At 54.4% G+C, this 20169-nt stretch carries 25 protein-coding genes; 13 read left to right on the forward strand and 12 right to left on the reverse strand.

The features are described from left to right. Together E3E25_RS06465 and E3E25_RS06470 are read left to right on the forward strand one after the other, a co-directional pair. Entirely contained in the window at positions 1-825 is an 825-nt protein-coding gene (locus E3E25_RS06465; protein WP_167892306.1) for an alpha/beta hydrolase, read from the forward strand. Then, positions 812-1396, forward strand: coding sequence for a hypothetical protein (locus E3E25_RS06470; RefSeq protein WP_167892307.1), 585 nt, complete (start codon positions 812-814; stop codon positions 1394-1396). Before E3E25_RS06465 ends, E3E25_RS06470 begins: the two co-directional genes overlap by 14 nt. A 334-nt stretch (positions 1397-1730) precedes the next feature. Here the strand turns inward: E3E25_RS06470 and E3E25_RS06475 are convergent, their stop codons facing one another. Next, complete coding sequence (locus E3E25_RS06475) at positions 1731-2750, reverse strand: adenylosuccinate synthetase (protein ID WP_167892308.1); 1020 nt, start codon at positions 2748-2750, stop codon at positions 1731-1733. A 132-nt stretch (positions 2751-2882) separates the two neighbouring features. Between E3E25_RS06475 and E3E25_RS06480 the strand changes: the two genes are divergently transcribed. Continuing rightward, positions 2883-3815 carry an SDR family oxidoreductase gene (locus E3E25_RS06480; protein ID WP_167892309.1) on the forward strand — a complete coding sequence of 311 codons (933 nt, stop codon included), beginning with the start codon at positions 2883-2885 and terminating at the stop codon, positions 3813-3815. Here the strand turns inward: E3E25_RS06480 and E3E25_RS06485 are convergent. Continuing rightward, entirely contained in the window at positions 3790-5436 is a 1647-nt protein-coding gene (locus E3E25_RS06485) for a DUF2341 domain-containing protein (protein ID WP_167892310.1), read from the reverse strand. The two genes, E3E25_RS06480 and E3E25_RS06485, sit on opposite strands and share 26 nt — an antisense overlap. A 77-nt stretch (positions 5437-5513) precedes the next feature. Beyond that, complete coding sequence (pfdA, locus tag E3E25_RS06490; RefSeq protein WP_167892311.1) at positions 5514-5954, reverse strand: prefoldin subunit alpha; 441 nt, start codon at positions 5952-5954, stop codon at positions 5514-5516. A gap of 101 nt (positions 5955-6055) precedes the next feature. Here pfdA and E3E25_RS06495 point away from each other — a divergent pair, with 101 nt between their 5' ends. Next, entirely contained in the window at positions 6056-6895 is an 840-nt protein-coding gene (locus tag E3E25_RS06495; RefSeq protein ID WP_167892312.1) for a hypothetical protein, read from the forward strand. Here the strand turns inward: E3E25_RS06495 and E3E25_RS06500 are convergent, their stop codons facing one another. Both E3E25_RS06500 and E3E25_RS06505 read right to left on the reverse strand, forming a co-directional pair. Beyond that, positions 6896-7783, reverse strand: coding sequence for a P-loop NTPase (locus E3E25_RS06500; protein WP_167892313.1), 888 nt, complete (start codon positions 7781-7783; stop codon positions 6896-6898). Beyond that, a complete protein-coding gene (locus E3E25_RS06505; protein WP_167892314.1) occupies positions 7783-8652 on the reverse strand; it encodes a P-loop NTPase in 870 nt (289 codons plus the stop codon). Before E3E25_RS06505 ends, E3E25_RS06500 begins: the two co-directional genes overlap by 1 nt. Positions 8653-8725: 73 nt before the next feature. Between E3E25_RS06505 and E3E25_RS06510 the strand changes: the two genes are divergently transcribed. From E3E25_RS06510 to E3E25_RS06540, 7 genes are all read left to right on the forward strand, one after another. Continuing rightward, a complete protein-coding gene (locus tag E3E25_RS06510; protein ID WP_167892739.1) occupies positions 8726-9133 on the forward strand; it encodes a NifB/NifX family molybdenum-iron cluster-binding protein in 408 nt (135 codons plus the stop codon). A 3-nt stretch (positions 9134-9136) separates the two neighbouring features. Continuing rightward, positions 9137-9568, forward strand: coding sequence for an isoprenylcysteine carboxylmethyltransferase family protein (locus E3E25_RS06515; RefSeq protein WP_167892315.1), 432 nt, complete (start codon positions 9137-9139; stop codon positions 9566-9568). Beyond that, the gene (locus tag E3E25_RS11580) at positions 9516-9833 is read left to right on the forward strand and encodes a DUF2250 domain-containing protein (protein ID WP_240910748.1); all 318 of its coding nucleotides are present in this window, start codon (positions 9516-9518) and stop codon (positions 9831-9833) included. The genes E3E25_RS06515 and E3E25_RS11580 overlap by 53 nt, the downstream gene beginning before the upstream one ends. Positions 9834-10376: 543 nt before the next feature. Then, positions 10377-10589 carry a ferrous iron transport protein A gene (locus tag E3E25_RS06525; RefSeq protein WP_167892316.1) on the forward strand — a complete coding sequence of 71 codons (213 nt, stop codon included), beginning with the start codon at positions 10377-10379 and terminating at the stop codon, positions 10587-10589. After that, positions 10590-10814 (forward strand): FeoA family protein, encoded by a 225-nt coding sequence (locus tag E3E25_RS06530; RefSeq protein ID WP_167892317.1) that lies wholly within the window; start codon positions 10590-10592, stop codon positions 10812-10814. It begins immediately after the preceding gene. Next, positions 10814-12832, forward strand: coding sequence for a ferrous iron transport protein B (gene feoB, locus E3E25_RS06535; protein ID WP_167892318.1), 2019 nt, complete (start codon positions 10814-10816; stop codon positions 12830-12832). Before E3E25_RS06530 ends, feoB begins: the two co-directional genes overlap by 1 nt. Further along, entirely contained in the window at positions 12829-13269 is a 441-nt protein-coding gene (locus E3E25_RS06540; protein ID WP_167892319.1) for a hypothetical protein, read from the forward strand. Before feoB ends, E3E25_RS06540 begins: the two co-directional genes overlap by 4 nt. 58 nt (positions 13270-13327) lie before the next feature. On the opposite strand, the gene E3E25_RS06545 is transcribed toward E3E25_RS06540, so the two are convergent. From E3E25_RS06545 to modA, 7 genes are all read right to left on the reverse strand, one after another. Then, positions 13328-13990, reverse strand: a complete 663-nt coding sequence (locus tag E3E25_RS06545; RefSeq protein ID WP_167892740.1) for an MBL fold metallo-hydrolase — start codon at positions 13988-13990, stop codon at positions 13328-13330. 62 nt (positions 13991-14052) lie between these two features. Further along, positions 14053-14637 carry a regulator of amino acid metabolism, contains ACT domain protein gene (locus E3E25_RS06550; protein WP_167892320.1) on the reverse strand — a complete coding sequence of 195 codons (585 nt, stop codon included), beginning with the start codon at positions 14635-14637 and terminating at the stop codon, positions 14053-14055. Continuing rightward, positions 14634-15329 (reverse strand): hypothetical protein, encoded by a 696-nt coding sequence (locus E3E25_RS06555; protein ID WP_167892321.1) that lies wholly within the window; start codon positions 15327-15329, stop codon positions 14634-14636. Before E3E25_RS06555 ends, E3E25_RS06550 begins: the two co-directional genes overlap by 4 nt. Before the next feature lie 9 nt (positions 15330-15338). After that, entirely contained in the window at positions 15339-16097 is a 759-nt protein-coding gene (locus E3E25_RS06560) for an ATPase domain-containing protein (protein ID WP_167892322.1), read from the reverse strand. Positions 16098-16259: 162 nt separating this feature from the next. Beyond that, a complete protein-coding gene (locus E3E25_RS06565) occupies positions 16260-17318 on the reverse strand; it encodes an ATP-binding cassette domain-containing protein (RefSeq protein WP_240910749.1) in 1059 nt (352 codons plus the stop codon). Then, positions 17293-18090, reverse strand: a complete 798-nt coding sequence (locus E3E25_RS06570) for an ABC transporter permease (RefSeq protein ID WP_167892323.1) — start codon at positions 18088-18090, stop codon at positions 17293-17295. Before E3E25_RS06570 ends, E3E25_RS06565 begins: the two co-directional genes overlap by 26 nt. Then, the gene (modA, locus tag E3E25_RS06575; RefSeq protein ID WP_167892324.1) at positions 18078-18890 is read right to left on the reverse strand and encodes a molybdate ABC transporter substrate-binding protein; all 813 of its coding nucleotides are present in this window, start codon (positions 18888-18890) and stop codon (positions 18078-18080) included. The genes E3E25_RS06570 and modA overlap by 13 nt, the downstream gene beginning before the upstream one ends. 179 nt (positions 18891-19069) lie before the next feature. On the opposite strand from modA, the gene tsaA reads away from it, so the two are divergent. Both tsaA and E3E25_RS06585 read left to right on the forward strand, forming a co-directional pair. Next, positions 19070-19549: a tRNA (N6-threonylcarbamoyladenosine(37)-N6)-methyltransferase TrmO gene (gene tsaA, locus E3E25_RS06580; protein WP_167892742.1), complete on the forward strand. Its 480-nt coding sequence runs from the start codon at positions 19070-19072 to the stop codon at positions 19547-19549. Positions 19550-19647: 98 nt separating this feature from the next. Beyond that, on the forward strand, positions 19648-20094 hold the full coding sequence (locus E3E25_RS06585; protein ID WP_167892325.1) for a CGGC domain-containing protein: 447 nt from the start codon (positions 19648-19650) through the stop codon (positions 20092-20094). The last annotated feature ends 75 nt before the right edge of the window (positions 20095-20169 follow it).

Consider the following 20169-nt stretch of genomic DNA (forward strand, 5'->3'; position numbering starts at 1 on the left):
ATGGATGTTTACAGGGCCAAATTCGGTGAACCAAAGCTCGGCTGGGTCGTTCTTGTCCACGGCTTAGGGGAACACAGCGGAAGGTATGGAAGGCTCATTTCGATGCTCACAGATGCCGGCTTCGCCGTCTATGCCTTCGACTGGCCGGGGCATGGTAAGAGTCCCGGCAAGAGGGGACACACGAGCATCGAGGAGGCGATGGAGATAATCGACGGAGTTATAGATGAAATCGGGGAGAAGCCCTTCCTCTTCGGCCACAGCCTCGGCGGTTTGACCGTCATCAGATACGCCGAGACGCGGCCAGATAAAATACGGGGCGTAGTCGCTTCCTCGCCGGCCCTTGCCAAAAGTCCGGAAACCCCGGGCTTCATGGTGGCATTGGCTAAGTTCCTTGGAAAAATCGCACCGGGAGTTGTCCTCTCCAACGGACTGAAGCCGGAGCTACTCTCCCGGAATCCAGAGGCCGTGAAGCGCTACGTAGAAGACCCGCTCGTTCACGACAGGATTTCGGCCAAGCTGGGGAGGAGCATTTTCGTGAACATGGAGCTTGCCCACAGGGACGCAGGGAAAATAAAGGTTCCCGTGCTGCTAATCGTCGGCACGAGAGACGTGATAACACCGCCCGAGGGCTCAAGGAAACTCCTAGAGGAGCTTGAAGTTGAGGACAAGACGCTAAAGGAGTTCGAGGGGGCCTACCACGAGATATTCGAGGACCCGGAATGGGCAGATGAACTCCATCAAGTTATAGTGAGATGGTTTGTAGAACACTCCACCAAAGCGAATGAAGATGGTGCCAATGAAGATTATGGTGATGGAGGCATATGAGACCAGATTCCTCACTCGGCTAATCACGGCCTTTCTGATTCTCTTTGTTTCAGTCATCATCCTCATTCTCCTGGCCCTTGTAGGCGGTGGTGCCTCTCAAGAGGCATTCATGGGAATCTCCCTGTACCTAATCTTTGCCCTAATCGTAATGGGTCTCACGCTCTTCTGTCTGAAAAAGATGGGGGAGGGGCCTAGGAAGGTCGCCTCATTTGCAAGGAACTGCACTCCAAAAGGAAATCGCTTAACGTTCCCCACAGAGCTTGAGTTCGAGTACGGGAGGATAACCCTCCTCAGCCATCCAGAAAAAAGGCGCCCAGCGAGGAATTTCCAGGTTCTGAAAAGAGAGAAGTCATCCTCTATAGAATTCCTCCCAGAGGAATTCAAGCTCTCGGCCATCGTTGGCAGGGGATTCGCCAGCTTTCCCGCGGTAAGAGTGCTCGGTGAATCTTACGGAGGAACGGTGATACTCTTCATGACCAGCAGAGGGCGGGTCAGCGGTAAAAAGCTCCTCACGACCGCACTCGCGGACGGTCATATTGATGTGGAGATCGAAGGGGTGGAAGAAAGCTGATTGGCAGGTTTTACATGCCACCCTGGAGACGGGGTAGATTTGAAGTGGTTCTGAGTGCCCCCGAAAGCCCCGAAGTCAACATCAGGATAGCCGATTCTTCGATGCAGGGGTTTGAATACTCCCTGCTTCCAGAGGAGAACACCGTCATATTCTGTCCCTACGGTAACCTCACCATAGACAACTTACTCAGAACCCTCGGTCGCACAGGTGTCGTCATGGGGCACGGGCAGTTTCTGGTAAGGCTACGGTCCCTGAAACCTCGGGCGAGGGAAATACTTGAGTACCCTATCAGAGTCAAGCTGGGGAAGAAGAAAACTGGGAATTCTGAAAACTCTCATATCACATCTCTTCTGTCAATTATGTGCTCCAGCTCCGGCCCCGTCTTGATAAGACCAACGGGGACGCCGACGCGCTCCTCAATTTCTTCAACGAACTCCCTGGCCTTCTTCGGCAGTTCCTCGTAGTCGGTAACTCCGAAGGCATCCTTATCGTACTTGTCGAGCATCGTAAGAGCTATCATCGTCGCGCCGTTGAGCCTCGCTGAGTAGCGGGCAAACTCAAAGTCGAACCAGCCCACGCGGCGCCTCCTACCTGTGACGGTTCCGTACTCAACAAGGCCCAGCTTCTCAGCCTCATCCTGGTCCATCTCAGTCGGGAACGGTCCAGCTCCAACCCTCGTTGGGAAGCTCTTGAAGACGACTATGACGTCGTCAACCCTCGTCGGACCTATCCCGACGTCGCTCGCTATGGCCGAGGCGGTAGTGTCCTTCGAGGTCACGTAGGGATAGGTTCCATAGTAGAGGCTCAGCCCAAAGCCCTGCGTCCCCTCGACGAGTACGAGCTTCCCTTCGTCCAGAGCATCGTTAATTTCCTGAGCCACATCCGTTAGGTATGGCTCAAGCTCTGGGACTTCCTTTGCAAGCCTCGCCCGCCTCATGACCCTGTCAGCATTAGCTGGTCCGCAACCGCTCCCGGTGGTTCCTATCTTGTCGTGGAGGTGGCTGTTGCTTCTGTCGAGCTTCTTGTGCTCCTCCTCGATTATGGAACAGCGGTAGTCTATGCCGACCCTCCCGGCGACGTTGAAGTCCCTGAGGTGCTGGAGCTCGTGGGAGAAAACCTCCGGGTCCACCAGAACGCCCGCTCCGACGAGAAGCCTGGCCCTCGTCTGCATGAAACCCGTCGGAAGCTGTCTAACCGCGTACTTCTTACCATTGATAAAAACGCTGTGGCCAGCGTTCGTCCCAACGCCGCCGCGCGCTATGACCTCAGGCTCGTCTTTCAGGGCAAGGTACGCTATGATGGAACCCTTGCCCTCGTCCCCCCATTGACCGCCAACAACGATGTAGCTCGGCATGGCTCCTTACCCAGGTTTAAGTCAATAGGGGGCTTATAACGGTTTCGAATTAGGCATAAACTTGTTAAACAATGCCAGGACGGCCCGGCAAAAGGTTAAAACCCATGGCAAACACTATCCCTGGGGGTAGCGATGAGAAACAAGCTGATAGTCGTTACGGGTGGGGCTGGCTTCATAGGCTCCCACATCGCATGGGAGCTCAGCAAGGACAACGAAGTCATAGTCATCGACAACCTCTACACCGGGAAGGAGGAGAACGTCCCCCCTGGGGCGAAGTTAGTTCAGGCTGACATAAGGGACTACGAATCAATAGCCGAGCTGATAAGTCACGCAGATTATGTTTTCCACGAGGCGGCCCAGGTGAGCGTCGTTGAGAGCGTCAGAGACCCGATTTTCACCGAGGAAGTCAACGTCATCGGCACGCTCAACATTCTGAAAGCCCTTCTGGAAGGTCACGGGAAGCTGGTCTTTGCCTCCTCCGCGGCTGTCTACGGGGACAATCCAAACCTGCCCCTGAAGGAATCCGAGAGACCAAAACCGCTTTCACCGTATGGAGTGACTAAGGCAGCAGCTGAAGAGTACCTGCGGGTCTTCAACGAGCTCTACGGAGTTCCAACCGTTGCACTGCGCTACTTCAACGTCTTCGGGCCAAGACAGAGCGCCAACCAGTACGCGGGCGTTATAAGCATCTTCATCAACCGCGCCCTGAAGAACGAGCCGCTCGTCATCTTCGGAGACGGCAAACAGACGAGGGACTTTATCTATGTGAAGGACGTCGTTAGGGCAAACATACTCGCCGCCGAGAGCCGTAGGAGCAACGGAAAGGTTTTCAACGTCGCAACCGGAAGGCAGACGACAATCCTAGAGCTGGCGATGAAGATAATCGAGATAACCGGCGCTAACAGTTCAGTACTCTTCGACAAGCCCAGACCCGGAGACATAAGGCACAGCCTCGCGGATATAAGCGAGATCAAGGGGCTCGGCTTTGAACCGAAGTTCTCGCTAGAGGAAGGATTGAAAAAGACGGTGGAGTGGTACGCTATGGCCCATCGGATGGGAGGGTGAGGTTGGAGGCCAGTTCTTTTATTCTTTCTTCTGTGCTGTTGTTCACCTGAATTGGCAGGGTGTCATTCAAGGGCGCTCCTGGAGAAATCGGTAGTCTTGATGAAGCGCTTTTATCCACCAGCAGGGCATTGTTTAAGTCAAAGATTGATAAAGATGCTATTGTCCCGGCAGGTGAAGTGACCACCAAAGAGGAGGCGGTTACAGTGGCAGGAGGCTGCGGGTAAAAGACGAGCTTGTAGTACCAGAGTCCAACCGAAACGGAGGGCTCAGGGTTTACATGCCTGCGGACAATTATCCAGTCGTAAGTGGATGTTCTGCTTCTAGGTCTACCCAGCCAATTATAATAATACCACTGACCGATACCAATCGGCTCATCGGGTTCTTTTGGAACGATATAAGTGGAAAGTTGTGTGGAATCCTCGTAAACTAAAACGGAGACGTGGGTGGAATTGTATGGCCGGACGGTTATGTTTATAAGGTTATCCGAGCCAAGTACAGGAACGTTACTCATCTGATACTTCCTAAGCCATTCCCCAGAGCTAACGTTGAAGACTCCCAATTCTTCCTGCGGGTACAACAAATAACTGCCGTTGAAAACCTCAGCCCATGCAAGGGACCTGCTGTCCACGTACCACATAAAGAACGGTGAAGGCCTTAATCTCACCGCCTGAATTAGAATCTGAAATGAATCTCCCGGTACCGTTTTTTTGCTCCATATCCACTCCCCACTGCTTAGACTTACCACGCTGTTTGACACTACTGGGTCGCCGTGGACATTCCATCTATTCGTATCAAGTGACGAACCATCAAAATCATCAAAAAGCAGGAAAACTTTGCCCGGGTCGTTATAACTGAGGTATGGATTGGGCCACACACCATAGTTGAGACACAGGGTACTGGAGGAGCCCGCGGCGAGCTCTGGGAGCTTGACCCACAGGTAGGCTATCCTGTTCGTGGTGTCCAGGCGCTGGATCCAGAAATACAGGGGATTACCAGCGTCATCGGTGAAGTAAAGGTTGGTTGTGTTGATAATGTTCCAATCAACGCTCCATGCCTCGTTGTTGTTATTGTCACTGTCGTCCAAGACGACCAGAACGCTGTAGTTGTAGAGGGTTTGCCCGCTGTTTTCCTTAACGGTTATCGGGGTACAAAAGACTGTGGTATTGGCCATACCAACTCCCAGTTCCCTGCTCGTGACTAGTATATCGCCCGATGTGAAAGTGGTCTGGTAGTCGGGAGTCATAACGGTAACAATGGCCTTCACAACATCCACCCTGCTAGCTCCGCTTGGATTGACGAGAGAATACTGCAAAATAGTTCCAGCGGCCAAATCCGACGTGAGGGCAATGGAGTAATTGTAGGCAATGGTGTTGTTGCTGGCATCCCGCAGAGAGACGTAAATTCGCGTCCCCTCCGGAAGGTCTTCCGAGAAAACGAGCTCACCGGAAGTTAATTCCGTGTTAAACCATATGGATCCCTGGAGAACGGGGGAAACAAGCCTCTGAGAACCAGCCCCAATGCCCTGAACATTCACGTTAATACTGGGCACAGCTAACCCAAAGCTCCCCACGAGCAGGATTAGAACAAGCACGATTGAAGTGACTCTAACCCGACTTTTCATACCAAATCCTGTTGGAGTAAAAGTTTAAAACGTTATCTCCAAAATTTTGAGGAATTCCCAATAAAATTTGAGGACTCTCATTTCTTCACACTGAAGCCCATCGCCTGCCTCTGCTGAAGCTCCTGGGCCTTTTGGGCGAGCTCTCCTAACTGTCCTTCAAGCTTTCTGAGAGCCTCCTGGGTCTTGGCTATTGCTTCATCGTATTCCTTTATGCGAGCGTCTAAGTAAGTTATTGCATCATCGAGGCTCTTCTCAACGGCGTAGCCGGCGCCAACGCTGACTATCGCGTTTTCCTTGTCTTCTATCCTCGCCTTAAGGAACGAACCCGCGCCAACCGGCACCAGAATCTCAGGCTTCTCCCCCTCGACTTTCTTGAGTTCCTCCAGCGTCTCCTTGACCGCCTGGAACTCGTTCCTCCCCAGGGTGAGCAGTTCGAGGTTCTGGGCCAGGAGCTGCGCCTGGGCCTGAAGGAGCTGGTACTCGTAAGCGAGCTTCTCCATCTCGTTCATCTCGGCCATTTCACACCACCGGGAAGACTACGCGGGGAGGCTTTTAAGGTTTGGGTCGGGAATTACTATTAAAACAAAAACTTTATTTACAGCATATAGGATGAAATTACGTGATCATCATGAACTTCGGGAAGCTGCTGATTGTTGGAATGATTCTCGTTATTGCAGCCGGGCTCATCGTATCCCTCTCAGACTCCCGAAATCCCAGTGAAAACGTCCAACTACCGAATCATATCTCGTACACGATATGCCCCTTCGTGAATCCAGCATACGTTGAAGAGTGGGCCAAGGAAGTGGACGATCCTGAAAACCTCGCGACTGTTCTGATGAAGTCATTCAATGCCTCGCTTGACCCCAACTACCCGCTCGCCGTGCTACACAAACTGGCCGAGGATGGAAAGGTAAGAAGGGTCTATCAGAGGTACGCCTACTCCTTTGCCAACTGCTCTAAGATCGTTAGCAGCTCTTCTGGGTGGCATGTGGAAAAATTCTACCTCTCCGTTCCCCCAATCAGAGAAGTTGCCACAGACTCCAAGGACTTCGACGTCCTCTACGGCATGATTTACATGGAGATGGACGGAAAAGCGGTCGTGTTCCTGTACTATCTGTCAAACCCCGCAGCGGTGGAGAAGGTTGAGGGCATCTCACTCTTCTATCCAGAGAACCTTGACATCATCAACACTACCGGAGAGATAGCTTGGAGGTGCTGGCACCGCACAGAAAACGGAGAAGAGATAGGCTCCTGCGAGGGAGATGGGAAGGGAGAATTTGCCCCCTTAGTAGTGGACACTGCAAACTCCGTGGGAATTGAAACTGACGGCTCTTACGGATATTTCGTGGTTTTTTTCAACGGTACTGTAAACGAGCAAGAGGGTCTTCCAATCTCCACAAAAATCGCAGTGGTGACAAATGGGAAAGAGGTGGGGCTTCCCCTGGGGAGAGTCCCCTGATCACTTAAGTATCTCTTCCCTGACCCTCTCCGCTATCTCCCTCATCGCTTCGGCAGCCTTCGAGTCCGGAAAGGCCTCGACGAAGGGCTTAAGCATGCTCATGCTCCTCGGAATGGCCCTGTCGTAGGGTATCTCGCCGAGTATCGGGATTCCCTCAGCTTCGGCCCACCCCCTTAGGGCAGTAAAGCCGGGGTTGAAGTCGGCCTTGTTGATGATGAGGTAAGCCGGTTGCCTGAAGTGCTGGACGACCTTGTAGGCCCTCTGGACATCGCTGAGGGAAGCTGGTGTTGGCTCAGCCACGAGTATCGTCAAATCCGCCCCGCCTATGCTCGCTATGACCTGGCAACCTATGCCAGCTGCACTGTCCACTATCATGTGCTCAAGACCGAGCTCGCCCATGAGCTTCTTCGCCCACTCCTTCTCCTCTGTGACGAGTTTTCCGCTGTTAGGCCTTCCAACGTCGAGCTGGGCAGAGATAAGAGGAAAGCCGTAGCGCGTCATTGTTTTCCTCACCACGCCGGAGCGGACTTCCTCCAGCGTTATCGTCCCCGGAACGGGGCATACCAAGCCGCAGACGTTGCAGCCCTCACAGGTCAGCTCGCTGACAACGTAGTCCCCGTCAATAACCTTGATGCAGTCGTAGGGGCAGCGCTCCTGGCAGATACCGCACCTTATGCAGCTCTCCACATTTATCCTTGCCACCTTTGCACCTATCAGCTCCCTCTCCTCCTCCCAGCGCTCCACGCCGAGGAGCAGGTCGAGGTTCGGCGCGTCTGCATCGGCATCAACGGCAACGAAACGGTACTCGTCCTTTAGCAGATAGAGAAGCGAAGCGGTGATGGTGCTCTTCCCAACGCCGCCCTTGCCGCTCGCTATCGCTATCTGCATCACTCACCACCTCCGAGGAACTCAACGACCCTGGAAGCAATCTCCCTGAAGAGCCCCGCTTCGGGATAATCCGTCAGGACTATTGGCTTCCCCTCAACGTAGCTCCTTATGATGTTCTCGCTGTACGGAATCTCCGCGATTACCTCTGCATCGTACTTCTCGGCAATCTCGCGCACCTTGCCCACGTCACCGAGGTCCGAGCGGTTCACAACGACCATCGCGGGAACATTCATCAGCTTCGCGAGTTTCAGAATCAGCTCGCCGTCGTGAATGCCTAGGGGTGTCGGCTCGGTGACGGCTATGATGAGCCTCGAATCCTCAAGGGCCTTCGATACCGTGTTGCTCGTCCCCGCGGCGGTATCGACCATCAGAAGTTCCTTACCAAGCCCCTGAGCGCGCTTCTTGGCCCTCGAAACTATCGGCATCGCTCGTTCCTCACCCTCAAGGAGCCTTCCCGTGACGAGTGGGAAGCCGTAGGGAGTCTCTGTAAGATAAGTGTGCCCCATCAGCTTCTTGCCCGGCAGAATCGCCCCTGGAACCGGACAGACTATCTCACAGGCGGCGCAGCCGGAGCAGAGGTTCGGCATCAGGAAGGGCGTCCCGTCGCGCATGGTTATTATCGCGTGCTCCTCGCAGACCTCGGCGCACTTCCTGCACCGGGTGCACTTCCCATAGTCGAAGCGCGGCATGAACAGTTCAACCGGCTCCTCGCTGGCCAGCTCCACGCCTAGGAGAAGGTGGTCGTTGGGAGCTTCAACATCAAGGTCCGCCAGGACAAGGTCGTAGTGCTCTTTAAGCGCTATCGCCAGGTTAATCGCGACCGTTGACTTTCCGGTGCCACCTTTTCCACCACTCACAGCTATCTGCAAGCTCTCACCTCCAGGAATTAGGCTAACCTAAAAGCTTTTAAGCTTTGTGCATACGCTCAAAACGGTGATGCTCATGAGGTGCCTGAAGGTCGCGTTTGGAATGGAAAACGATGAGACGCTCATAGATGCCCACTACGGGGACTCGGAGTTCTTCGCGATATACGAGGTCTGCGAAGATGGTAGCGTTAAGCTGCTCGAAAAGAGGCACAATAAAGCTAAGGACTTCGAGGAGCATGATGAAGGCCATGGCGACCCCAGGAAGTTCAAGGCGGTTGTTAGTCAGCTCCTCGACGTTGACGTTTTAGCGGCCTTCAGAATGGGGCCGAACTTTTTGAGAATACGGGACAAGACCAACAAGGTGGCCTTCTTCACGAGGACGAGGGATTTGAAGGTGGCTCTCCAGCGCGTTTCTGAGAACTTCGACGACCTCTATACCCAAGTTCAGGCCAAAAAGGCCGAAAAGCCGCCGATAGAGGAGTGAGCGATGAGGTTCCTTGGGATAGTTCCCAAGGTTTCCCTTTTCGCGGTTCCCTACGCGCTCCTCGCATTTTACCTGAACTCGAAGCTCTCCAGACCATTTATCAGGTTTTCCAGTATGGGAATTGCCCTTCTCACAGTTGGCATAGCACTCTGGCTCCTCTGCTATTTCCAAGTTTCAATGGCCTATCAGAAAGGCGAGCTGCTCACAACGGGGTGCTACTCCAGGATCAGACATCCTATCTATTCAATCTGGGGCTTTCTTATCCTTCCCGGCTTCTCGCTCGCCATCGGAGGCTTTATGCTGGGCCTACCACTCGTCTACTGGCTCGCGGTGGTGAGGTTTATAGGGGAGGAGGAAAGAGCCTTAGCGGAGAGGTTCGGCGATGGGTGGAAAAGCTACGCGAGAAAAACGCCCAGGTTCATACCGAGGATTTGAGCTTCTCCCCGTTCACCTCTACATCCTGATCCATCTAAAGAGGGCGGGCGTTGATTACGCCAAGATGATGGCCAAGATAAGCGGCCTTCCGGTTGAACTCATAACAGATGCAATCGGCGACCTCCTTGAAATCGGCCTGATAGAACGCGACCCGGGGAGCGCGGTAAAGCGGAGCAAAGCGCGCTTTAAGAAGGCCTTCGAGGTCCACAAGCACCACACCTACTACCATCTCTCGCGAGGGAGAACTCTTCGTCCGCTCGATTGATGAGAAGTGGCTTAGGGCTTACTTCAACGGTCTTTTTCCAGAGGGCTGGAAGGTCGTTAGAGCACTCGCCCAGAGCAGAGACGTAAAGGAAGCAGGGAAAAAGGTGAGCATTGACGGTGAGGCCCTCGAAGAGCTGAGAATTCTCCGCTTCGTAACTGAGAAAGGAAGAAAAACGGAGTTCTTTAAGAGGCTGTGGGAATTCCTTGGAATCCGAGAATAACTAAAAACCATCACCCAAAAGTTTTTAAATTTTAATCCGTGCATATGAACGAAAACTGAGAAAGGAACAGATCTGTGGCTTTGTTTCCCCTTCGGAACTATTATGGGACCTTATTCGAACCAATTCTCTCTGTTTTCAGCCATGAAAAAATGAACATTTCAAGGCATTTTAGTTAGGTTAGCCTAACCCAATTCTTGGGTTTCAAACTTCCAAGGTTAATTTTACAAATAGAAAGCTATTTAAGGGATTGTTCGGTTAGCCTACTCGGATATTATTAGGAAAACCTAAGTGGAATACACATGAATGTACATGGAGGTGGGAGTATGAAGCTGAGCGAAGTTGAGCCTGGGAGAACCGTCAAAGTCAAAGAAATAACCGGCGGACCAAAGGCCCGCTTTATGGCAATGGGGATTAGCAGGGGGACGAAGATCAAGGTTCTGAAGAGGGCCCCACTCGGGGACCCCATAGCGGTTGAGGTTCGCGGCTACAAGCTGTCGTTGAGGAAAGACGAAGCAAGGTTCATCGAGGTGGAGTGAATGGCACCCCTTAGCTTTCTCAACGAGGGTGCAAAGGCAAGGATCGTCCAGATAGTGGGGGGCAAGGGCGTCTTCGCGAGGCTCACGGCACTCGGCCTCGTCCCGGGGAGGGAAGTTAGGGTCGTTAGAAACCAGATGGCCGGCCCGCTGATAGTGGCCGTTGACGACACCCAAATCGCCCTCGGTAGGGGGCTCGCGATGAAAATCCTCGTGGAGGTGGAATGATGGGTGAAACCGTAATAGCTTTAATTGGAAACCCCAACGTCGGTAAAACGACGATTTTCAACGCTCTAACCGGTTTGAAGCAGCACGTTGGCAACTGGCCAGGCGTCACCGTCGAGAAGAAGGAGGGCGAATTAGAGTACAGGGGCAGGAAATTCCACGTGGTTGACCTGCCGGGCGTCTACGCGCTGACGGCTTATTCCATAGACGAGAAGATAGCGAGGGACTTCATAGTCCGCGAAAAACCCGACCTCGTTGTGGACATCGTTGACGCGTCCAACCTTCAGCGCAACCTCTACCTAACCCTGCAACTCCTCGAAATAGGGGCCAATGTAGTAGTGGCCCTGAACAAGGTTGATCTGGCCGAGGAGAAGGGCATCAAGATAGACCCTAAGAGACTTGAGGAGGCCTTGGGTGTTCCCGTTGTCCCGATGGTCGCCTCCAAGGGGGAGGGGATAGAGGAGATCAAGAAGGCCATCGCCGAGAACCTCGGAAGGAAGCCAAAAACGCTGAGGTATCCGAACTTCGAGCCTTACATAGAACGCCTCGTAAAGGTAATAGAACTCGACGGGAAGCTCGCGGGGGACTACAACCCGCGGTGGCTCGCCATAAAGCTCCTCGAAGGGGATGAGGGCATCAGGGGCATCATCGAGGGCAGCGAGAAAAGGGACGAGGTAATGAAGGAGCTGATAAACGTAAAGAAGGAACTTGAGAGAAAGTACGAGGACCTTGAGCTGGCCTTCGCCGACGGGAGGTATGGGCTAATCGATCAGATCACCAAGAGGGCGATAGTGGCGCGCGAGGAGAGGATGACCTTCTCTGAGATGCTCGACGAGGTCTTCACCCACAAGTACCTCGGCATACCCATATTCATAGGCATCATGTGGGCAACCTTCAAGTTCACCTTTGACGTATCCGCTCCGTTCAGCGACATCATAGACTGGTTCTTTGGCTGGCTCGGCGATGCCGTTGGCTCCCACATAGCCAACGATGCCCTGGCTTCCCTCCTGAGGGACGGAATCATAGCGGGCCTCGGAAGCGTCCTTGTGTTCCTGCCGCCGATAGCCTTCCTGTTCCTGGCCTTCTCGTGGCTTGAGGACAGCGGGTACATGGCGAGGGCGGCCTTCGTTATGGACAGGGTCATGCACCGCTTCGGCCTCCACGGAAAGTCCGTGATACCGATGATAATGGGCTTTGGATGCAACGTTCCGGCTATAATGGCCACAAGAACGCTCGAAGACGAAAAGGACAGAATTCTAACGATACTCGTGAACCCTCTGATGTCCTGCCCGGCGAGGCTCCCCATTTACGCCGTCTTCGCAGGGGCCTTCTTTGCAGGGAAGGAGGGAACGGTGATAACGAGCATGTACCTCCTCGGGATAGGCCTCGCGCTGGTGATAGCGTGGCTCTTCAGGAAGTTGATCTTCAAGGGCGAGCCGTCCTACTTCATAATGGAGCTTCCCCCGTACAACAGGCCAAACTGGAGGGGAATCCTTGGCGCTACGTGGGCGAGAACTGAGAAGTTCCTGAAGAAGGCTGGAACTGTGATCTTCGGGGGAGTAGTGGTCGTCTGGCTGCTCTCGGTTACCGGGCCAAGTGGCTACCTCGGCTCGGAGGCACTTGAAAACGGCGAGCTGTTGGTCAAATCGTGGGTAGCAGTGCTCGGCCATGCCCTTCAGCCGCTCTTCAGCCCGATGGGCTGGGACTGGAAGGCAGCGGTAGCGCTGTTCTTCGGCTTCATAGCAAAGGAGATAGTCGTTGGAACACTCGGTGTGCTTTACGGCGTTGGTGGGGAAGAAACAGCAGTATCGCATGCGATAGCGGCGAGTGGAACCTTTACCCCCGTTACAGCCTACGCCTTCATGGCGTTCTCGCTGATATACGTGCCCTGTGTGGCAACAATCGCCGTCATAAAGGGTGAAGCGGGCTGGAAGTGGGCCCTGTTCGCAGTGGCGTACGAGATAATCTTGGCCTATCTCGTGGCCCTCGCGATAGTTGGAATAGGGGGTGTACTGGCATGAAGGGCAAAGTGGATCTCAAAACCATAGAGATCATCGGAGCCATCTTTGGCCTCCTCTACCTGATCTACGGTGTCATCGAAAGTCTGAGCTGGCTGGGGTGGAAAATAAAGCTTGGAGTATCTCCAACGGGCGACCTCTTCGCGGGCCTTGCACTCATTACGATAAGCGCGGTCTATTTAGTGGGCCTCAAGAGGGCCCTCGAAAACGACGGAAGGGCTGTGGCTTACATCTACGTGGGGGCACTGCTTGGGATGGCGCTGGGTGGCCTTGCGTTGCTCACCATGGGGGCCGATGCGATCGAGACCTACATCATTCACAGCGAGGACTTCGCGGGCTGGGACCCACTGGATGACGTGACTTCATACCTCATCCTTGGGGTGCTTTCGATTTTTTCATACCTCCCGGTTAAAGACGTCCCGAGGGTATCTCGAGAGTGAAACAACTTTCCACGCCATGGGACATCACCTCTTTCTTTAAATTTTTGTTAAGGGGTGCTTAGATTTCCAGAACACTCCCCGTTCTCACTCCAATGAACTTTTCAGGATATTTCCTCCGCACGTACGCCTTCGCATCCTCCCCAGAACAGTGGGCAGGAGCTATGAACTCAGTCAACTCCGACAACCTATCGAGAGTCCTGGCCGAGGGGTAATGAAAACCACCAATTACGAGGTGGGCTTTCCCATAGCCAGAAACCTCAAGGACCGCCTTGGTGAGCCCATCAACGCCCGGATGGGAACAGCCAACGATGACAACGAGGCCTGAAGGAGTTTCAACCCCGATAGCTTGCTCAAAACCGTTTAAGGGCCCCGAAGTCCAAACCCCGGCCTCAAGGTCACCGGCCTTTGCCACCTCCCTAACCCGGAGCCCCCATTGTCTCACCATCGTCCCGTTTCCCGGCGGGGCGTAGAGAGGAATTCCCGGATTCAGCTCCCCTACTATGGGGAAACCGCCGTAGTGGTCGTAGTGCCAGTGGCTTAGCACAGCGAAATCAAGGTTTTGAAGAGAGAGACCCAGTACCTTGGAATTATGGAGGAGAATCTCCCTTTTAGTGTCCGCATCAAATATGAAGCGGCTTTTTCCCTCAGCCAGAACGCTCCAGCCCCAGTCGTTGAGGAAGCCCTTTCCTGGGGTATTGTCGTTGAGGACGAGGATCCGCATAACATCACACCCAAATATCAGCTCCATTTTGAAGGCTTCCATCCCGGAGCCCCTCAAAGCCCCTAATCCGCAATTTCCACGCCCCCAGAGAGCCTCCTCGGACAGTACTTGACCTCACAGAAGGTACACACCAGCTTCGTCTTGACTTTTTCCGGGGTTTTTATGAGCATCCTCTCGATTCCGCCTATCCCCTCGATCTTGGAAATCGCCTCCCCGCTTATCGGCCTCTCCACGACGATGGAGAAGTACGGCGCTTCCCCCGGAAGGTTCCCGAACCTGACCGATATCGGCCTGTTCCCGTCCCTCAAAAGGACGTCCAGCACGGCGGGCAATGCCCTTCCATCATCATCCGCCAGTTTGAGCTCCAGCACCTCCCAGTTCATGGCGGGGGCGAGATCCTCGATTCTCAGCTCCGGGCGGAGCCTCTCAAAGAGAAGCCGGAGGGCGTTAGTGTTCTCTATAGTCTCAACCGTGAGGTACACGACCTTTCTCGTCACCCCCGTCGCCCTCGCAACCTCGGTTATGGGGAGCTCGACCCCGTCAAGGAGCATCGAACCGTTGCGGATTTCGATACCGTGCCTGAGCAGGAACTCGGCGACCTTTTTCCGGGCGGGGTAATGCCTGAAGTATTCGTCTATGAGGATCATCTTCCCACCTTCTTTTCACGGATTATCCTCGCCGTTCTTTCGGCGACCTCCTTCTTGGTCCCCTCGAACATTTCGCGCGGGAACTCGAAGGGAATATCCTCCCGAGGCGCGCTTCCGCGGAACTTCAACGGCCTGATGTAAACTTCATCCCTCCTCTTAAGGAACTCAAGGACGTTATCCGCGTTCTCGGCGAGTTTCCTGTTGTGGTCCCCAAACATCGCAGAGTTGACGGCCACGAAGGATACAACCCTCTCCCTTCCAAGCCAATCCAGGAGAACATCCACCAGCCGCTCTTTTTCCCCGCTTCCGATCAGGAGGAGAGTAAACGACGGAATAACGACTATGCTTTTTTGATCAGCCATGTCGAGGGCGCGCTTCAGCTGCTCCGGCTCCGAGAAGTTGCCGATGTAGTAGCCGGCGTCCGCCCTTTCGACTTGGGCGCACGAGGGCTGGTAGTCGAGAAAGGTTATCCCGCGGATTCCCTCGTCGTCCATGCCAAAAATTCGCAGGTTCCTGAGAACGCCGCAGACCGGTGAACTGGTCGCAAAGTAGAGGACGTCATACTCCGGGTGCACATTCAGGAACTCGACGATGAATCTCTGGGCGAAGAGGGGCTTCGCCGCGGCCATCGGGCCGGAAAGAAGGGTAAAGGCGGGAAGCTCGAACTCAAACCCCCAAAAGCCGAACCTCATGCTCCCACCTCACAGCCTCTTTATCGCGGGAATGAGGTTCTTCTTACCCCTCTCCGCCTCTTCCCTGATTTCATCAAGGATTTCACGAGAAAGGGGAACTTCGACCTCCTTCCGCTCAAAGGGCGCCCACTTCACCCGCTCGACTCTCAAGAAGAGCCTCATGGGCTTCTCCATCCTGCTGAACATAAGGTTGTCCGCGGCCCCCTCAAGCTCCTCCACCATATCCCTGAAAACGTCGGTGTTGACCGTGAAGAAGTACGTTTTTGTTTTGTTCGACGCTAGTGTATCCATTATCTTCCTGTGAATGGCCCTTCCGTAGGTCGGGGAGAAGAACAGCAGGTTGAGGGCGGCGCCGACGACCATCGTTCCGAGGGGGGCTATCGTTTTCGGTACGTTGCTGAGGTAAACGCTCGCCAGCGCAAGCGCCTCGTCCCATATCTCAGGCTTTACAAAGTTCGCCCTGATGTGCTCGTCCGAGACGATCTCAATGCCCTCTATGCCTGGATCGAGCTCCACGAAGAAGACCCTGCTCCCGTAGTCGTCCAGGTCGGCGCCGAGGAGACCCATAGTGTTTCTCAGGTACTCAAGCGTCGTACTCGTCAGCAGGAAAACCACGTTCCCGCCGTTCTTAAGCCAGCCGGAAGCGAAGATATATCCGATGAGGGGCTTTCCAGAGCCGCCGGGACCGCTCACAAGCGTCGAAGTGTTGGAAGGAAACCCCCTGGGGATTATCCCTCCGATCCAGGGAATCCCGAGTTTCACGAGCACCGAAACCACCTCCGAGTTAGATTAGCCTAACCTAATTCCACTTTTGATGTGAATTATACACACTTTAAACATTACGGTTCAAAAATGGATAATCAGTTAACGTTCTGACCAGGGTTCGTCCGAACTTTGGAGGAAGGAAAAAAGCACGGGAGGATCACGGATTCACCCAATCACCCTCAGCACACTCGCCTTGAAGAGGGCGTAGAACTTTTCTCCAGGCCTTATTTTGAGGAGCTCCACGGCGTTCGGCGTCACCACCGCGCGGAGCGAAAGGCCGTCCGAGACCAGAGAGAGCCAGACGAGCTGACCCCGTCTTTCCATGGACTCAATCATTACGGGAACCACGTTCTGGGCGGAGCACTCGCCGGGCTCCCTCGCGAGTATTATCTCCTCCGGCCGTAGGGAGAGGATAACCTCCCCCTCCGCTTCGTCCGAGGTGTAGAGGATTACGTCGCCGACTCTAACCGCGGTAAGACCATCGCGTTTCCTCCCGGCGGTTCCGCGGAGCAGGTTCGTCCCGACGAAATCGGCTATGAACTCATCTCCGGGCCTTGAAAAGACTTCCTCAGGTGTTCCGAACTGGACGATTCTGCCGTCCCTCATCACGGCGACGTGCTTTGCCAGGGCGAAGACGTCCTCGAAGTCGTGGGTGACGTGGATCACCGTCGTGCCGTACTCCGCTATGACCCCCTTCACCAGCGAGCGGAGTCTCTCCCTCGTCTTCGAATCCAGGGCGGAAAAGGGCTCGTCCATGAGGAGAACCTTAGGCCTGACGACGAGGGCCCTCGCGAGGGCAACGCGTTGCTGCTCTCCGCCGCTCAGCGTTCCGGGCTTCCGGTGGAGAATATGCTCGATGTGGAGCTCGCGAGCGATGTGACTCACTTCCCTCTCGATTTCCCCCGTGGGGAGCCTCTTTCTAAGGCCGAAGGCGATGTTGTCGAAGACAGTCATGTGGGGGAAGAGCATGTAGTCCTGATAGACTATGCTTATTCCTCTCCGCTCCGGCGGTTCTTTCGTCACGTCCCGGCCGTCGAGGAGTACCCTGCCGGAAAGGAGGGGGTAAAAGCCCGCTATAGCCTCAAGGAGGACTGACTTTCCCGCTCCCGTTGGCCCGATGACTGTCAGGTAATCCCCCTCCTCAACCGAGAGCGAAACGTCCCTGAGGTGGAAGTCCCCGAGGTCTATGCCCAGGTTTTCAACCTCTAACAGGGCCATGCTCATCACCCTCCAGCCTCTCGAAGATGAGTATCGCGAGGAATGAGACCACGACGAGGACGATTCCGCTTGTTATTGCCATGCCGATGTTGCCGTAGGAGATATTGAGGTAGAGCGTCACCGGCAGTATCTCGGTGTTCATGTAGCTCCCGCCGGCGAGTATCAGGACGGCACCGAAGGCGCCCATTGAACGCGCGAACGAGATTATCGTCGAGGCGAAAAGGCCATCCTTGGCCATAGGCAGGGTCACCTTCCTGAAGGTCTCGAACTCGGAGTAGCCGAGGCTCCTCGCGACAAGCTCGTAGCGCGGACTTATCCCCTCAAAGGTCGTGTAGATCACCCTGACGGCATAGGGCAGAGCAGTGAAGAACTGGGCCACAACTATGCCGAGTTTCGTGAAGACCACATTTATCCCAAGGGCGCTCAGGGCATCCCCAAGGGCAGTCCTGCCGAAGAGGAGGAGCAGAGCGAGACCGAGGACAAGCTCTGGAAAGGCCATCGGCAGGTCGAGGATTGACTTGACCGCACTCTTCCCGGGGAAGTCGAAGCGAGAGAGGGCGTAGCCTATGGGGATCCCGATGAGGATGACGAGAAGGGTTGAGATTGATGCCGTTATGAGCGAGAGTTTGAGGGAGCAAACCATCTCCTCCGATTTCAGTGCCTCAAGGATTTCCGCCGGCCTGGGCACGAAGAAGAGCGTCGCTATCGCCACGAAGAGGAAAAACGTGAAAAGAAAGGCCACGAAAATCGTCAAAGCTCTGAAGCTCAGCCTTTCCATGGCCTGAACCCCCACTTCTTCCAGATTTCTGCGTGGTTCGCTACGAACTCGTTGAAGGTCTTCGCGACCTCAATGTGGCCGTCCTTCTCCGCACAGGTCGTTACCGCGGTTGGAATCGTCTTAATCGAGTTCTGCTCCCGTGGTATCTGGACAACCTCAATTTTGCCCCTGGACTGCGCCCACGTAACCATATCCTCCCAGATTATCGCAGCATCGGCCTGTCCGGTGGATATATAGATGAGAAGCTGATTGACGGTCGGCGTGAAAACCACGACGTTGGGCTTCACTTCATCCCAGAGACCGTTCTTTTCGAGGATTTTCTTTGAGACCTTGCCGATTGCAGCAGCCTTCGGGTCGCCGAGGACGACTCTAACGTCCGGCTTCGCGAGGTCTTCGAGAGAATGAATCCCCTTCGGGTTGCCCTGCGGAACCACTATAACCGGGATGTGCTCCGTGATGTCTCTGACGGTACCGTTGAGGATGTAGCCCTTCTTCATCGCCCCCTCCGTGTAGTACCAGGCCCCGGGGATGAAAACGTCGCAGCCGCAGGTCGTCTGCAGGACGCCGAAGATTTCACTGCTCCCGCCGTAGTGCACCTCAACCTTCGCGCCAGTCTCGTTCTCGAAGAGGCTTATCAGCTCGTTCATCGGCTTCATTAGACCCGCTCCGGAGCAGACGGTGAGGGTTTGACCCTCAAAGGACTTCCTATCTTCCGAGGCGTTTGTAGAGCCCATACAGCCTGCCGCAAGAACCGCCCCGACGAGTACCAGGATGAGGAACAGCGCCTTGACACCCCTCATTAGACCACCCGAAAAGAAGTTTGAAGTTCGAATTTAAACGTTTACGTAAACAAAAGAGCTTAAAGTAAAACAAGATAGCTTAACCAACGCCGCGTACTTCCGGGGAGAGAGTGGCTGATCAATAGTGCAAAAGGATTTAAGGTCGCATTCAAATGGGAACTGGGGGATAGAATTGAGAGATCTCATACAGACCCATTGGAGTCATCCACAGCCCGTTCAATGAGCCAAAGGGCGTTCCAATACAGCCCTCGGCGGCGAAAGGGGTCAGAGGAACCGTTGAGGTCTTCCCGGAGTACGCATCCGGACTGAAGGACATCGAGGGGTTCTCGCACATCATATTAATCTACCACTTCCACCTTGTGGAGCCAGGAAAGCTCCTCGTTAGGCCCTACATGGACGACGAGGAACACGGGGTTTTCGCCACCCGTGCCCCCAGCAGACCGAACCCGATAGGCATCTCGATAGTGAGACTCACCGGCGTCGAGGGGAACATGCTCCAGGTTGAAGATATCGACATAGTTGACGGAACGCCCCTGCTCGACATAAAGCCATACGTTCCGGAGTTCGACATAAGGGACGTTGAGAGAAAGGGCTGGCTGGAGCGAAACGTTCACAAGCTTCCAGAGGCCAAGGATGACGGCAGGTTCGTGAAGGGGTAGTCGATTTTATCCCCTGAGTCACGGATGAGCAAACGGCATCCATACAAAAACTTTAAGCCAACTTTTTTGTTAAGATGTATGTCTAAACATTTAGGGAGATGCCGAAAATGGTAAAGATTGGAATTATAATTTGCGACCGCTACCGCACTTGCGCGGGCGGCAAGTGTTTTAGGGCGCTGAGGGAACGCGAAGGAGCCTTCAGCATATACAAGGACCAGGAGGTCGAGGTTGTCGGATACACCACCTGCGGGGGTTGCCCCGGAGGGAACATTGAATACGCCCCAGCGGAAATGAAAAAGAACGGTGCCGAGGTGATCCACCTCGCAACGGGCTTTCTGGTTGGTTATCCCCCTTGTCCCTGGATAGACTACTTCAAGCGGTTCATCGAGGAGAAATACGGCCTCAAGGTCGTCCTTGGAACCCATCCCATTCCGCAGAAATACTACATGACCCACAAAGCTTTGGGCACGTGGGACTCGCCAGACTGGGAGGAAAAACTGAAGTACGTTATCTGCGATGAGGCCACCAGAAGGAAATACGATTAAAGAGCAGCGTGAGGCAGCCCCCACGCACTGCCCCGGCATCATGACTTTTCTTATGGCCACCACAGCATCATGCTC

This window comes from Thermococcus sp. MAR1, assembly GCF_012027305.1.
Taxonomy (GTDB): domain Archaea; phylum Methanobacteriota_B; class Thermococci; order Thermococcales; family Thermococcaceae; genus Thermococcus.